At 71.5% G+C, this 15428-nt stretch carries 12 protein-coding genes; 7 read left to right on the top strand and 5 right to left on the bottom strand.

What is annotated here, in order from left to right:
- On the bottom strand, positions 1-2038 hold a 2038-nt coding region (locus tag E1294_RS01850), incomplete at its 3' end, for a glycoside hydrolase family 2 TIM barrel-domain containing protein (RefSeq protein WP_132503869.1).
- A 235-nt stretch (positions 2039-2273) separates the two neighbouring features.
- Here E1294_RS01850 and E1294_RS01855 point away from each other — a divergent pair.
- The 5 genes from E1294_RS01855 to E1294_RS01875 are packed head-to-tail and all read left to right on the top strand — an operon-like array spanning position 2274 to position 10926.
- Positions 2274-4388, top strand: coding sequence for a beta-galactosidase (locus tag E1294_RS01855; RefSeq protein WP_132503870.1), 2115 nt, complete (start codon positions 2274-2276; stop codon positions 4386-4388).
- Positions 4385-5890, top strand: coding sequence for an alpha-L-fucosidase (locus tag E1294_RS01860; protein WP_132503871.1), 1506 nt, complete (start codon positions 4385-4387; stop codon positions 5888-5890). The genes E1294_RS01855 and E1294_RS01860 overlap by 4 nt, the downstream gene beginning before the upstream one ends.
- A 15-nt stretch (positions 5891-5905) precedes the next feature.
- Positions 5906-8470, top strand: a complete 2565-nt coding sequence (locus E1294_RS01865; RefSeq protein WP_132503872.1) for a family 78 glycoside hydrolase catalytic domain — start codon at positions 5906-5908, stop codon at positions 8468-8470.
- Positions 8467-9483, top strand: a complete 1017-nt coding sequence (locus E1294_RS01870; RefSeq protein WP_132503873.1) for a glycoside hydrolase family protein — start codon at positions 8467-8469, stop codon at positions 9481-9483. Before E1294_RS01865 ends, E1294_RS01870 begins: the two co-directional genes overlap by 4 nt.
- Positions 9484-9519: 36 nt before the next feature.
- The gene (locus tag E1294_RS01875) at positions 9520-10926 is read left to right on the top strand and encodes a glycoside hydrolase family 28 protein (RefSeq protein WP_132503874.1); all 1407 of its coding nucleotides are present in this window, start codon (positions 9520-9522) and stop codon (positions 10924-10926) included.
- A 128-nt stretch (positions 10927-11054) separates the two neighbouring features.
- On the opposite strand, the gene E1294_RS01880 is transcribed toward E1294_RS01875, so the two are convergent.
- The 4 genes from E1294_RS01880 to E1294_RS01890 form a co-directional block, all read right to left on the bottom strand.
- Positions 11055-11687 carry a hypothetical protein gene (locus tag E1294_RS01880; RefSeq protein WP_132503875.1) on the bottom strand — a complete coding sequence of 211 codons (633 nt, stop codon included), beginning with the start codon at positions 11685-11687 and terminating at the stop codon, positions 11055-11057.
- An 83-nt stretch (positions 11688-11770) separates the two neighbouring features.
- Positions 11771-12526 carry an ArsB/NhaD family transporter gene (locus tag E1294_RS57685; protein WP_342775001.1) on the bottom strand — a complete coding sequence of 252 codons (756 nt, stop codon included), beginning with the start codon at positions 12524-12526 and terminating at the stop codon, positions 11771-11773.
- A gap of 13 nt (positions 12527-12539) precedes the next feature.
- Positions 12540-12941 carry an ArsB/NhaD family transporter gene (locus E1294_RS57690; protein WP_342775002.1) on the bottom strand — a complete coding sequence of 134 codons (402 nt, stop codon included), beginning with the start codon at positions 12939-12941 and terminating at the stop codon, positions 12540-12542.
- A 487-nt stretch (positions 12942-13428) separates the two neighbouring features.
- Positions 13429-13995, bottom strand: a complete 567-nt coding sequence (locus E1294_RS01890) for a hypothetical protein (protein ID WP_132503876.1) — start codon at positions 13993-13995, stop codon at positions 13429-13431.
- 118 nt (positions 13996-14113) lie between these two features.
- Between E1294_RS01890 and E1294_RS01895 the strand changes: the two genes are divergently transcribed.
- A complete protein-coding gene (locus tag E1294_RS01895; RefSeq protein ID WP_132503877.1) occupies positions 14114-14641 on the top strand; it encodes a DinB family protein in 528 nt (175 codons plus the stop codon).
- A gap of 72 nt (positions 14642-14713) precedes the next feature.
- Positions 14714-15388, top strand: coding sequence for a hypothetical protein (locus E1294_RS01900; protein ID WP_132503878.1), 675 nt, complete (start codon positions 14714-14716; stop codon positions 15386-15388).
- The last annotated feature ends 40 nt before the right edge of the window (positions 15389-15428 follow it).

Consider the following 15428-nt stretch of genomic DNA (forward strand, 5'->3'; position numbering starts at 1 on the left):
GGTGGGTGGCGGTGCCGAGCCGGGCCTGGGTCCAGGCGATGACGTGGCCGGCGGGCGCCCAACGGGCGGGGGCGGCGAGCGACGCCTCGACGGTGAGCCAGGTCTCGCCCCCCGTCGCGACCGCCACGGCGGGAAGGGGAACGCGCACCGTCGCGCGGGCCGGGCAGTGCGGCACGGAGAGCGTCCCGCTGTGCCAGGGTTCGCCGTCCACTTCCGTGGACCAGCGGAACGCCAGGTGGGCGAGGTCGATCTGGTCGTGTTTGTTGGTGACGGCGACCTCGCCCGCGACCGTGTCCACCGCGATCCCCACGGGCGCGATGGCCGCGCGCAGCTCGCCCAGGCCCGGCGAGGGTGTGCGGTCGGGGAACAGCAGCCCGTCCAGGCAGTAGCGGCCGCCGTTCGGCTGGTAGTCGATGTCGCCGCCGTGCCGGTGGCAGGGGCGGCCGCGCTCGTCGGTCCCGGTCAGACCGTGGTCGATCCACTCCCACACGAACGCGCCGCAGAACCGCTCGTACGACTCCAGGATCGCCTGGTAGCCGGCCAGCGAGCCGGGCCCGTTGCCCATGGCGTGGGCGTACTCGCACAACAGGAACGGCAGCCCGCGCCGCCGCACGTCGTCGGGCGACTCCGAGGTCACCCCCTCCGGTGTCTCCTCCTTGCGCTGCCCGATCCGCTCCAGGTCGTCCAGCGACGGGTACATCAGGCTGTAGAAGTCGGAGTGGCGGTAGCTCGGGTCACGTTCGTAGTGCAGGGGCCTGGTCGGGTCGCGCTCGCGGATCCAGCGTTCGATGTCGCCGAACGCCGCCCCGCTGCCGCTCTCGTTGCCGAGCGACCAGATGACCACGCTGGGATGGTTCTTGTCGCGCTCGACCATCCGGCGGGCGCGGTCGAGCAGGGCGTCGCGCCACATCGGCTCGGCGGGCGGGTTGCCCTCCCAGCCCGCGTAGATGAAGCCGTGCGTCTCGATGTCGCACTCGTCGACGACCCACAGGCCGTACTCGTCGCACATCCGCAGGAACTCGGGGTGAGGCGGGTAGTGGGCGGTGCGGACGGCGTTGACGTTGTGCCGCTTCATCAGCTCGATGTCGCGGATCATGGTGGCGCGGTCGAGCGAGCGGCCGCGTACGGGGTCATGCTCGTGCCGGTTGACGCCGCGGAGGAGGACCGGCCTGCCGTTGACGAGCAGCCGGCCGCCGGCGATCTCGACGGTCCTGAAGCCGACGGGCAGGTCGATCGTCTCGCCGGCGGCGCGGAGGGTGCCGCGGTAGAGGCGGGGGTGTTCGGCGCTCCACGGCTCGACGTGCGCGACCGTGACCTCTTCGCCCGTGGGCACGGCGATGCCGAGTTCGGGGATCTCGACCAGGCCCGGAGCGTCGGCGGTGACCAGGAGCGCGCCGGAGCCGGTGGCGGCGTCGTAGGAGGCCCGGACGGTGAGGTCGTCGATCCCGCCCTCGGGTCTGGCCAGCAGCTCCACGTCGCGGAAGATGCCGGGCAACCACCACATGTCCTGGTCTTCCAGGTAGCTTCCGGACGACCAGCGCTGCACGCGTACGGCGAGCAGGTTGCCGCCGGCCCGCACGAGCCCGGTGACGTCGAACTCGAACGGCAGCCTGCTGCCCTTCGAGTGCCCGAGCAGCTCGCCGTTGAGCCACACGGTGCCGCAGGAGTCGACACCCTGAAAGCGCAGCACGGCCCGGCCGCGCGGCCAGCCTGAAGGCAGGTCGAAGCGGAGCCGGTAGTCGCCGGTCGGGTTGTCGTCGGGCAGGTGGGGCGGGTCGATGGGGAACGGGTAGGCGGTGTTGGTGTAGAGGGGCCGGTCGTGGCCCTCCAGCACCCAGTGCGACGGCACCCTGATCGTGTCCCAGCCGTCGTCGTCGAGCGCCGGGTCGGGGAGCGCGGGCCCCGTCCCCGCGGCGGTGCCCGAGAGGCGGAAGCGCCACAGGCCGTTGAGCGACAGCCGCGGCGCGTCGGAGACGAAGTCCGCGCGCGCCGCCCGCCGCCCGGAGCCCGGCCCGGGGTCCTCGTGGAAGTCGACCATCCGAACGTCCCTCCGGTGAGACAAAACGTTTTAAGCCTATACGCGACGTTCCGTCGGCACCATCCCTCCCTTGCCTCTGACGACCTGCCGCCCAGACACGGGACGCAGGAAACGGGACAGCAACGAAGCGCCATCAGGGCATTGACATGAGGGCGTGAATAAATATATCATTCGATAAATCGTTTTAAGATTGACCACCGGTCCGTCTCGACACGGGGAGGACGCAAGAGCCCCCATGACGCCACCGCCCCCCACCCGCAGCCCTGGCATCCGATTCGGCACGGCTTACTACCCCGAATACCTCCGCGCCCCCGATCCGAAGCGCGACCTCGACCTGATGGCCCAGGCGAAGATCGACACCATCCGCGTCGGCGAATCCGTCTGGTCCACCTGGGAGCCCCGCGACGGCGAGTTCGACCTCGACTGGCTGACGCCGGTCCTGGACGCAGCGCACGAGCGCGGCATCGGCGTGCTGCTGGGCACCCCGACGTACGCCATCCCGCCCTGGCTGCAGCGCAAGCACCCCGAGCTGGCCATCGTGCGCGCCGGCGGGGCCCGCATCCCCTGGGGCGCGCGCCAGGAGGTCGACTTCACCTCGCCCGTCTTCCTGCGCCACGCCGAGCGCGTCATCCGCGCCGTCGTGGGCCGGCACGGCGGCCACCCCGCCGTGATCGGGATCCAGCTCGACAACGAGCCAGGGCTGCACCTCATCCACAACGAGCCGGTGTTCGAGCGGTTCGCGGCCTGGCTCGCCGAACGGTACGGCGACGTCGGACGGCTGAACGAGGAATGGGGGCTTGCCTACTGGTCGCACCGCCTCGGCGACTGGTCCGAGCTCTGGCGGCCCGACGGCAACACCACCCCGTCGTACGACCTCGCGTGGCGGCGCTTCCAGGCCGAGCTCACCACCCGGTTCATCGCCTGGCAGGCCGGCCTGGTCCGCGAGCTGGTGCCCGGCGACCGCGCGCTCACCACGTGCCTGGCCTACCAGCGGCCGGCCCTCGACGACGTACGGTTGTCCGAGCACCTGACCGTCACCAGCGGCAACGCCTACTACCTCGCGCAGGACGCGCTGACCCGCGACGCCGAGGACCGGCCCGCCGAGATCGGCTGGTTCGCTGCCGGGCCCGCCGCGCTGTTCCAGGCGGCCGACCGCATGTACGGCTCCAAGCAGCGCCGCTACTGGGTGACCGAGACGAACGCGACGTCGATCGCCGGATCCCAGCTCAACGTCACGCCCTACGACGGCCAGCTCCGCCAGGCGGCCTGGGCGCTGGTCGCGCGCGGCGCGGAGATGATCTCGTACTGGCACTGGAACACGCTGCACGACGGCGCCGAGACGTACTGGGGCGGCATCCTCGGGCACGCCATGACGCCGGGCCGGATCTACGACGAGATCGCGGCGCTGGGCGCGGAGCTCGACCGGGCACGCGACGACCTCGCCGGGCTCACCCCTGACGCCGACGTCGGGTTCGTCCACTCCCCCGACAGCAAGTGGGCGCTGACGTTCCAGCCGCCGCTCACGCTCGACGGGCGGAGCCCCGACCGCGACTCCTACGAGCGGATCGTCGCGGCGTTCTACCAGGGGGCGAGCGACGCCGGGCTGCAGGCGGGCTTCGTGACGCCCGAGCAGTTCGGGGCCCGGCGCTTCCCCGTCGTGGTGGCGCCCGCCCTCTACTGCCTGTCCGCCGCGACGGCCGACGCGCTCACCGGATACGTGCGCGACGGCGGGCACCTGGTGCTGACCTTCCGCACCGGGTACGCGGACGAGGAGGCGCGGGCGCGGGCCGAGGTGGCGCCGGGGCCGCTGCGCGAGCTGGCCGGGGTGCGCTACCTGGAGTACTCGACGCTGCTCGGCCCTGTTCCGGTGCGCGGGCTCGGGGAGCAGGGGGTGGCCCGCTCCTGGGCGGACGCGCTGGAGCTGGAGGGGGCCGAGGCGCTGGCCCGCTACGACCACCACCACTTCGGCCGCTGGCCCGCCGTCACCGAGCACCGCGCCGGGCGCGGCACGGTGACCTATGTCGGCACCCTGCCCGGCAGGGACCTGGCGGCGGCGCTGTTCCAGCGCATCGCCGCGCGGGTCACCGCCGAGGCGGGCCCGCGATCCGCCGCCCCAGCCCCTGTCACGGCCCCTGTCACCGTGCCGGTCTCCGCCGGCGCGCAGCCGCAGGTCACCGTGCACTCCGCGGTCAACGCGCGCGGCCGTCGGTTGTGGTTCGCGCACAACTGGTCGGACCGCGAGCGCGTGGTGACGGTGTCCCGGCCGGCCGTCGAGGTCACGGGCCGGCGGCAGCCGATAGACCCTGGCCCGCTCCGGCTGGCCCCCTTCGACGTACGGGTGATCACGTGAGCGGTTTCCTGCCGGATTGGCGGTCGTTGCGCCGGCACAGCGTGCCGGCGTGGTTCGGTGAGGCGAAGTTCGGCATCTGGTCGCATTGGGGCCCGCAGTCCGTGGCCCGCTCCGGCGACTGGTACGCCCGCCACCTCTACGGCATGCAGCCCTGGTCCGAGCCGTGGGAACGCGTGCGCGCGGAACGTCAGCACGCCCACCACCGCGCCCACTTCGGCCCCACCCAGCTCGGGGGGGCCAAGGACCTGTTCCACCGGTGGCGCGCCGAGCGCTTCGACCCGGACGAGCTGATCGACCTGTACGTCTCCAGCGGCGCCCGCTACTTCGTCGCCCTGGCCACCCACTGCGACAACTTCGACCTGTGGGACTCCCGGCAACACGACTGGACCGCCGCCCGCGTCGGCCCCCGGCGCGACATCGTCGGCGCGTGGGAGCGGGCGGCCCGCGCGGCCGGGCTGCCCTTCGGCCTCAGCTTCCACCACCACTGGACGTGGCGCTGGCTCGACGTGGCGCACGGGCGCGACCCCGAGACGGGCGAGCCGTACGACGGGGCGCTGACCAGGGCCGACGGCGCCGGCACCTGGTGGGACGGCCTCGATCCCGCGACCCTCTACCCGGAGCGGCACGACCCGGGAGCCCGGCCGCCCGCGCACGTCGCCGAGCGCTTCTACGCCCGCGTCGGCGAGGCGCTCGACCGCTACCGTCCTGACCTGGTCTATCTCGACGACGGCCGGCTGCCGTTCGACGCGGGCAGCGTGGTGGAGTCGGAGCCGGTCAGCACAGCCGGGCTGGAGCTGCTGGCCCGCTACTACAACACGTGCCCGACCGGCGGCATCGTGACGATCAAGGACGTGCCGGACGCCGACCGCACCGCGGTGGTCATGGACTGCGAGCGCCGCCAGCTCGACGAGGCCCAGCCCCACCCGTGGCAGTTCGACACCAGCGACGGCGAGTGGTTCGACTGCGCCGACGATGACCCGATGTTCCATCCGCGCAAGACCCCGCAGCAGATCATCCACCTGCTGATCGACGTGGTCAGCAAGAACGGCTGCCTGCTGCTGAACATCCCCCAGCACGCCGACGGCACCGTCGACGCCCGCGCCCGCGCGCTGCTGGCCGAGGTGGGCGGCTGGCTGCGGGTCTGCGGCGAGGGCGTCTACGGCACGACGCCCTGGCTGCGCGCGAGCGAGGGCACGACGGGAATGGGCGAGGTCAAGGGCTACGAGGGCTACAACGAGGCCGACCGCGCGTACCGGCCGGGCGACATCCGCTTCACCCGCAAGGGCGAGGCCATGTACGCCACCCTGCTCGCCTGGCCGGACGACCGCACGGCCAGAATCACCAGCCTGGGCACCGCGGCGGGGCTGCTGGAGCGCCGCCCGGCCACCGTGGAGCTGCTCGGCCACGGCCCCGTCGGCTGGCGGCTGGCCCCCGACGCCCTCTACGCCGACCTGCCGCCGGAGCCGCCCACCACGGCCGCGTACATGATCAAAATCACCTGAGGAGCCCCTGTCTTGGTGAGCAACCTGCGAACGTGCGACCTGACCGACCCCCTCGGCATCGAGATCACCCGGCCCCCGCTGAGCTGGCAACTGCCCGCCGGCCTCGTGCAGACCGGCTACCACGTGCAGGCGGGCGCCGCGGAGGGAGCGGCCGACCTGTGGGACACCGGCGAGGTCGAGTCCGCCGAGCAGCGCGTGACCTACGGCGGCCCTCCGCCGACGAGCCGGGCCGTCGTGCACTGGCGGGTGCGGGTCCGCGACGCCGGCGGCGCGTGGTCCGCGTGGAGCACGGGCGCGCGGTTCGAGACGGGGCTGCTGGACGCGGACGACTGGACGGCCTCCTGGATCACCCATGCCGGCTGGCACGACACGGGCAACCCGCGCGCCGGTGAGGGGCTCCCGCTGCCACTGCTGGCCGGCGAGTGCACCGTGACGGGGCCGGTCGCGCGGGCGCGGCTGCACGTCGCGGGGCTCGGCGTCTACGTGGCGTCGGTGAACGGCCGGCCGGTGACGGACGCCGTGCTGGAGCCGGCGTACACGGACTTCACCCGGCGGGTGGCGTACGCGACGCACGACGTGACGGCGCTGCTGCGCGAGGGCGCGAACGCGGTCGGGATCGCGCTGGGCCCCGGCATCGCGCACGTGTATCCGCACCAGGACCGCTACATGAAGTTCTACGGCTCCAAGGGCGCGCCGAAGGCGATCGCGCAACTAGAGGTGACCTACAGCGACGGGTCGTCGCACACGTTCGGCACCGGGCCGGACTGGCTGGCCACCGAGGGCCCGACCACGCGCTCGCACTGGTTCGGCGGCGAGGACCACGACGCCCGCCTGTCCGTCGCCGGGTGGGACACGCCAGGCGCCGACCGCTCGGGCTGGCGGCCGGTGACCGTGCCGGACGAGCCGGCCGTCTCGCTGCGCGCGCGGGCCTGCCCGCCCATCCGGGTCACGGAGACGCTCCCCGCGGTGGAGAAGCTGGTCGCCAAGGACGGCACGGCGGTGTTCGACGTCGGCACGGTCGTCGCCGGCTGGGCCGAGCTCCGGCTCGACCTCCCGGCCGGGCGCTACCTGCGGCTGCTGCCCGGCGACCAGCTCGACGACTTCGGCCGCGTGATCCAGTCGAAGCCCACGACGGGCGCGCCGATCTTCAACACGTACGTCACCAAGGACGGCCCGCAGACCTGGCACCCGAGCTTCCGCTACGACGGCTTCCGCTACGTCGAGGTGCAGGGCCTGCCCGAGCACGTCGGCCCCGAGGCGGTGACAGCGCTGGTGCTGCGCGCGGACAACACGCCCACCGGGGTGTTCGAGACGTCCGACCCGCTGGTCAACGACATCCACAGGATCATCGACCGCGCGGTTCGGGGCAACATGTACAGCGTCCTGACCGACTGCCCGCACCGGGAGAAGCTGGGCTGGCTGGAGCAGACCCACCTGCTCTTCGACGTCGTGGCCTACAACTACGACGTGGCCGCCTACTATCGCGAGCTGCTGGTCACGATGGCCGAGGCGCAGACCGGGGACGGGCTGGTGCCGGACATCGCGCCCGAGTACGTCGTGTTCGACGGCCCTTTCAGGGACGACCCCAACTGGGGCGGCGCGATGGTGCGCGTGCCGTGGCAGCTCTACCGCTGGTACGGCGACACGTCCGCGATGGAGCGGCACTACGACGCGATGCGCCGCTACGTGGACTACCTCACCGGGCGGGCGGAGGACGGTGTCCTCGGCCACGGGCTCGGCGACTGGCTCGCCCCCGACCCGTCCACGCCCGTGCCGCTGGTGTCGACGTGGGGCTACTGGCAGGCCGCGCGCACGATGGCGCGTGTCGCCGGGGTGCTCGGCCGCGACGGCGACGCCGCACGTTACAGCGCGCTGGCGGAGCGGATCTCGGCGGCGTTCACCGGCTTCTTCTCCGGCGCCTTCCCCGGCGGGTTCGGCAAGGCCACGCAGGCGTCGGAGATCCTGGCGCTCGACATGGGCGTCGTGCCCGGCGACGTCGTGCCCCACGTGCTGGACCGGGTGAGCGAGGACGTGCGCGGCGGCGGCATCACGGTCGGCGAGGTCGTGCTGCCCGCGCTGTTCCGGGTGTTGTCCCGCGCAGGACGGCACGACGCGTTGTGGGAGTTCGCCGTCTCCACGAGCAACCCGAGCTACGGCTACCAGGTCAGGCACGGCGCCACGGCGCTCACCGAGGCGTGGGACGGCCCGACGCGCGGGCTGTCGCAGAACCACTACATGCTCGGCGCGATCGACTCCTGGTTCTACCGGGGTCTCGGCGGCATCGGGCAGGCGCCCGGCTCGAACGGCTTCCGCCGGCTGCTGATCGAGCCGGCCGCGCCCGGTGATCTGAAGGCGGTGCGGGCGGGCACCGCGACGCCCTACGGGAGGGTCGCGGTGTCGTGGGAGCGGCGCGACGGCGGGTTCGCGCTCGACGTGGAGGTCCCGCCCGGCTCGTCGGCGGAGGTACGGCTGCCGGACCTCGGCCTGCCCCGGCACACCTCCCCCGACGGTGCCGTCGCGCTCGGCGGCCGCTCCTACGAGGTGCCCGCCGGACGCTGGACGTTCGGGGCGAGCCGGTGAACGGGCCGGTGAACGGGCCGGCGAGCGGGTACGACCCGGCGCGCGTCAGGACTCCGCACAAGGCGGGCCGGCTGCTGGTCGAGCCGTCACGGGAGCCCGGCCGCTTCGACAGCCTCTTCGTGGACTGCCCGTTCGTGTGCTCCGACGGCGGCGAATACCTGATGACGTACGTCGGCTTCGACGGGACCGGTTACCAGACCGCGCTGAGCCGCTCACCGGACCTGGAGACGTGGAGCCCCGGCGAGGTGATCCTGCCGCGCGACCCCGGCCATCCCCACCGGCGCCACAACGCGGCGCTCACGTCGATCCTGCGCGACAACCGGCTCGGCTCCGACGGCCAGGTGACCTGGCTGGACGGCCGGGCGCTCGCCACGTACCACGCCTACCCGGAGGCCGGCATGGAGGTCGGCGCCGGCGTCATCGGCTTCCTGGCCAGCGACGACCTGCGGACCTGGAAGGACACCGGCGCGGTGCTGCGCCCGCAGGACGGCGGTGCCTGGGAGCGCGGCGGCCTGTACAAGTCGTGGTTGTTGCGCCACGACGGCCTCTACTACTGCTTCTACAACGCCAAGGACCGCACCTACGGCGGCTGGCGTGAGCAGATCGGCTACGCCGTCTCCCCCGACCTCGAACGCTGGACGCGGCCCAGCCCCGGGCCGGTCGTGCCGCACGGCGGCGAGGGAGCCTTCGACGAACGGTTCGCCTCCGACCCGTGCGTGCTGCGCGACGGCGACTGGTGGGTGATGTTCTACTTCGGGCTCTCCTTCGACGGGCACGCGCGAGAGAGCTACGCGGTCTCCCGCGACCTGCGCACCTGGCGCAAGAGCGGCGAGATCCTCATCGACGTAGGCCCGCCCGGGTCGGTGGACGACACGTACGCGCACAAACCGGCGATCGTCTCGCGGGACGGCCGGCCGTACCACTTCTACACGGCGGCGCGGCGCTGCGCGCCGTACCAGGTCGGCGAGCACACGCAGGTGGAGCGGCGGGGCATCTCGATGGCCCGCGGCTGAAGGACCGACACCCCCTAGCGCAGACGGAGGACTTCGATGGACCAGTTACGCAGAAGGTTGCTGGCCGGCGCCGTGGGCGGCCTGCTGGCCGCCGGGGTGGCCGGTCGTGCGGCCGCCGCCCCGGCCACCGGCACCGTCACCGACCCGGCCGCCGCGGCGTGGGGCCGGGTACCGCGGATCAGGCGGCGCATCACGCCGCCGCGCTTCCCCGGCCGCACCTTCCCGATCACCGACCACGGGGCCGCCGGTGACGGGGGCACCATGTGCACCCAGGCCTTCCGTGACACGATCGCGGCCTGCTCGGCGGCGGGCGGCGGGCGCGTGCTGGTGCCGGCGGGCACGTACCTGACGGGCGCGATCCACCTGGCCGACGACGTCGAGCTGCACCTTGAGGCCGGGGCGACGATCAAGTTCAGCCGCGACCCCGCCGACTACCTGCCCGTCGTGCACACCCGGTACGAGGGCATCGAGCTGATGAACTACTCCCCGTTCATCTACGCCCACGGCAGGACCAACGTCGCGATCACCGGAGACGGCGTCATCGACGGTCAGGCCGACGCCGAGCACTGGTGGGACTGGTCGAACGACCCGCCCCCCACGGAGGGCCCGGACAAGAAGCTGCTCGCGAGCATGGCCGAGGAGGGCGTACCGGTCGCGGAGCGGGTGTTCGGCGAGGGCCACCACCTGCGGCCGAACCTGATCCAGCTCTATCAGTGCCGCAACGTGCTCATCGAGGGCGTCACCGTCAAGGACTCCCCCATGTGGAACATCCATCCGGTCCTGTGCACGAACGTGACCGTCCGCGGGGTCACCGTGGACAGCCCGCACGGCCCGAACAACGACGGCTGCGACCCCGAGTCCTGCGTGGACGTGCTCATCGAGCGGTGCGAGTTCAACACGGGCGACGACTGCGTGGCGATCAAGGCGGGCAAGAACGCCGACGGCCGCCGGGTGAACGCGCCGTCCACGAACGTGCTCGTGGACTCGTGCGTGATGCGCGACGGCAACGGCGGGGTGACCATCGGCAGCGAGACCACCGGCGGGGTGAGCTGGGTGTTCGCGTGGAACTGCACGATGAGCAGCCCTCGCTTGGAGCGGGCGGTGCGCATCAAGACCAACCCCGAGCGCGGCGGGTACGTCAGGGACGTCTACGTCAAGGACATCACCGTGGAGCAGGCGGCCGACGCGGTCGTCGAGGTGGCGCTCAACTACGAGAACAAGCACACCGGCCCCTACTTCCCGGAGGTGGGCCGGATCGACATCCAGCGGCTGCGGGCCGGGCGGGCGCCCAGGGCGTTCAACCTGATCGGCAACCCGGACAATCCGATCCGGGGCGTGCGGGTCACGAACAGCGTGTTCGAGGAGATGACCGAGGACGACGTCGTGACCGACGTGACGGGCCTCGTCCTGCGCAACGTGTGGGTCAACGGCCACCGCGTCTAGCCGCCGGACCGGGGCGGGGCTCATGAGCGGGATGGGAACCGCTGATGGCCCCGGCCCGGCCCAGTGACTGACGGCGCTGTCCGGCAAGCCCGGCCTTGGGCGGCGGCCGGGCGGCGGCCCGCCGGCTCCTATGCCCTCGACGGCGTGGGCGCGGCGAGTCCGGCGGAGGGCCCCCGTCCCAGCAGCAGCGCACCCAGCCAGACGAGCGCCATGCCCACCGCCGCCAGCGCCGCGTCGCGGCCCGTCTGGAACGTCGCCACCGCCATCACGACCACCCCGACGACGGTGACGCCGGCGCCCACGGGGGTGACCCGGCGCAGCGCGGCCAGGATGACGGCCAGCGCCACGAGGGCGGCGAAGAACAGTTGCGCGCCCGCCGAGTAGACCAGCGCCTCAACCCCCGGGTAGCCCTTCACCTGCTCGAACAGCGCCCGCATGGCCGCACCGTCGGCGGCCGTGAAGCCCGCGTACAGGTCGATGGCCAGTTGGACGACGTTGGCGGCGACGCTGAGCAGGGCCGCCGCCACGGCCACGTCCACCGCCGCGCGCCGCCCGCCCGTCACGGGCCCGGCCACGCCGCGCAGCGCCAGGGTCATGACGCCGAACATCGCGAAGCCGGCCAGCCAGACCACGTGAGCGGCCGTCCACCAAGGACCTGGCACGAGGTCGCCGTCAATGGGGCGCATGAGGAGCCAGCCGCCGAGCAGGGCGGCCGGCCCGGCGGTGAAGGACGCTTGGGCCAGGCGGTTCGCGGGGTTCATGGGGATCACGATGCCCCTTCGCGCCTGGCCGGCCCATCAGTGATCGTCCCTGATTTCCCCCTGGCCTGTTCTCAGGGGCGGCGTCAGGTGAAGTAGCGCAGCCATACGTACAACCAGGCCATCGCCGTGCTGAGGACGGTGACGACGATGCCGTACCGGGTGAACTGCCAGAAGCTGATCTTGTGTCCGGTGCGGGCCGCGATGCCGATGGCGACCACGTTGGCGCTGGCGGCGACCGCGGTGCCGTTGCCGCCGAAGTCGGCGCCCAGGGCGAACGCCCACCACAGGGCCTGGCCGGTCTGCGGGTCGGGCACCTGCGCGACGACGCCCTCGACGATGGGGGCCATCGTGGCGATGTACGGGATGTTGTCGAAGAACGCGCCCAGCGCGCTGGAGCCGAACAGCAGCGACGTGGCGGCGAGGAAGTAGTTGTCGCCCAGCACGTCCACGGCCCAGGTGCCGATCGCCTCGATCACGCCGGTGTGGGCCAGGCCCGCGACCATGACGAACAGGCCCATGAAGAACACCAGCGTGGGCCACTCGACCTCGTTCAGCACGTCGTGCACGTTCGAGCGCGACACCAGCAGCATCACCCCGGCGCCCACCAGGGCGACGATCGACGGCTCGGTGTGCACCACGGCGTGCAGCCCGAACGCGACGACGACGACGACGAGCACGGCCAGGCACCGGACGAGCAGCCGCGGGTCGGTGATGGCCCGCCGCTCCTGCAGCGCCGTCACCGCGGCGACGTGCTCCTCGTGGTACTGGAGCGAGTTGCGGAACAACACCCGGGTGAACAGCACGAACACCACGAAGATGATCACCACGATGGGCGCCATGTGCATGAGGAAGTCACGGCTGCGCGGGGATGTGCAGCCGGTTGCACACCATCACGGTGACCGGCGCGACCAGCATGATCGTGGTGACGTTGTCGAGGAACGGCGAGGCCACCGCGGTGATGACCATCAGCCGGTAGGGCCGGCCGCGCGATCGTTTGGCGGCCCAGATCGCGAGATAGTCGAAGAGCCCCGTCTGCTTGATGATCCCGACGATGACCATCATGCCGAACAGCAGGAAGATGACGTTCCAGTCGATGCCCTCGTGCTCGGAGAAGAACACGCCGGCGCCGGGGATCAGTCCGGTCACGGCCATCAGCCCGGCGGCGATGATCACCACCTTGACCTTGCCGACCTTCTCGGTGGCGATGAAGAAGAACGCCACCGTGAAGATCCCGAGCGCGAAGAAGGCGCTCATCCGTCATGCCCCGGCGGCACGGCCTGCTCGCAGGCGGATGGTTCGGGCGCTGGACACGACGGCGTCAAGGATTGCCTTCTGAGAGGTCTCCAACTCCCCTCAGCAGGCCTCGCATGACACGTCCTGTATTCCCGATTCAGGCGCCAGGTGCCTGCTCCGGGATCGCAGGATCGTCTTGAACACAAGGGCCGAACCTGGCGGCCAGTTCAAGGCCTTATCTGGCTCTACGCTCAGAGCCGCAAGCGCGACCTTAGTGCTCCCGATTCGTATCGACGTTCATGGTCCTGCGAAGACGGTTGAGCTAACGGCGTCTGGCGCCGTACCGCACCGTTGCGATCACCTTGTCCCGGCTGCTCCCTCTGCTGGGGTTCCGCGCCCAGGTCGATGATGGCGATCCAAGTCGTGCGTGGCCCGGTCTCCAGATCCTTGGCGACGGCGTCGAGTCGGCCGCGGTCATATCGGATGGCGCTTCGCTGCGCACGCATCCTCAATCCTGAGGCCAGGGATGGCCCTGAAGACGCTGGCTGACCACCCTGCCCTCCCGCCGTAGCTTGCGGCGGACACTCTCACCTCGCTCGGGAGCCTGGCCGCTGTAGGCGGCCACCCGTTCCCAGCTTTCCGGCGGGTTGAGGGCGTAGTCCCACGCGATCCGCTGCTCTGTCGGGCGCAGACGGTCCAGAACGAGCAGAACGTGCGGATCGTCAACGGGCTCGATCCTGGCCAACACCTCATCCTCCAAGCTGACCGTGTGGAGATTGGGCGGTTCCGTCGCCCAGTCCAGGTAGCCGATGCGGCGTCGTTGCACCTGGTGATCGCCAATGAGATCACTGCCGTAACGGGCGCGCTGACGCAGCCGTGAACGCACTGCGGCGTCGTCGAACACGTTGAGTTCGTCGTACCAGTCGTCCGCCAGCAGAGTCAGCGCAAGAGCCTGGACCTGGTCCTCGGAGATTTCTCCGCGGCGAAAGCCGAGGTGATCGTGAAGGAAGTCACGTACCGGCGTCAGATCTCCTACCGCACAGCAGCTCTGACCGCCAGCACCGCGAGGTAGCACGTGTTGCCGAAGAGGACGAGCTTGGTGAGCACATCACGCACGCCATAAGAGGAGTCTACTGCAAACTTAAGCCGACTGCATTTTTGCAATGTGCTGCAGACTCTGCCATGGTCAACCAATGCATGTATCCCGATGCGAGCTACTGCGCTGGCAGTTCGACTTGACCTGGTCGCTGTTCGAATACCACCTGGAGCGGCTGGAGCCCGCGGACTTCCTGTGGGAGCCCGCTTCCCGCTGCTGGACTGTGCGTCCGGACGTCGAGGGGACCTGGGTGCCTGACTGGGCGGAGATCGAGCCCGACCCCGTCCCGGTTCCCACGATCGGTTGGGTGAGCTGGCACATCGGCTGGTGGTGGAGCGTGACTATCGATCACGCTCAGGGCCGGACACCGCGGGAGAGGGCCGAGATCGCTTGGCCAGGTGATGGAAGGACCGCCATCGAGTGGTTGCGCAGCCTCCGTGACGACTGGTCGGCGGTGCTGGATCGCCTCACCGACGCCGACTTGGACGCCACCGCCCCCGCCTTCCCATGGCCAAAGGACTCCAAGCACACGGTCGCCCATACGGTCGCCTGGGTGAATTCCGAGCTGATGAAGAACGTCACTGAGATTGGTCAGCTACGCCTGTTGCGGGCCGCTTCGGGGTGAGGTGAACGATTCGGGGACCGAGACAGGCGAGAGTCTGGTCGGCGACTCACGTCAGGACTGCGCAAGTGATCATTGGGTGGCCCTCCTCAGCGCGCGGCGGCCGCGCTGGGTATCCCCGGCGCCGAGCACGCGGCGGTGACGGTCGGCCCGCTCACCGACAACCGAGGCCGAAGCATCGACACCTCGCCGGCGGCGCTGGCGTCCTGGAGCCTGCTCAAGGGCCGCGTGCCCGGCCGCACCGACGTCATCGTGCGCAGCCGCTGCGTCGGCTGGCTGCAGCGCGACGATCGCGGCCGCGACGTCGCCCGCACCACGGACGGGCCCGTGCCCGGATCGGCCAGCAGCAACCGCGTGCAGGCCGTGACCGCGCTGCTGGCCGCGCTCATCGCGCCCGCGCCCCTGCCCGACCTCGGCCCCGAGGCCAGCACCGCCCGCCGGCCGCGCGCCCGCTCACCACGAGAGCGGCCGATCAGCTCCTTCACCCCGGCCCAGCTGGCCGCCGCCGCGCTGCCCGACAACCTGCCACGCCTGCCCGACGGCTCCTACCGCGTGCACATCAATGACGGCTACGACGACGTCGAGCTGGGCCGCGTGTTCCGCTCCGGCCGCCGCTGGCAGGCCCTGGCCCCCGACGGGCGCGTCGTCGTGCACCGCGCCGCCACCCGTACCGAGGCCGTCGACCAGCTGCTCGGCGAGCCCGGCCCGCTGTTCGGCGACCCCGCCGACACCGTCCTTCACGACCTGTGACAGGGCTGGCCGAATTCGCCGATGCGGGCCCGCGATATGT

Source organism: Nonomuraea diastatica, assembly GCF_004349015.1.
Classification (GTDB): Bacteria; Actinomycetota; Actinomycetes; order Streptosporangiales; family Streptosporangiaceae; genus Nonomuraea; species Nonomuraea diastatica.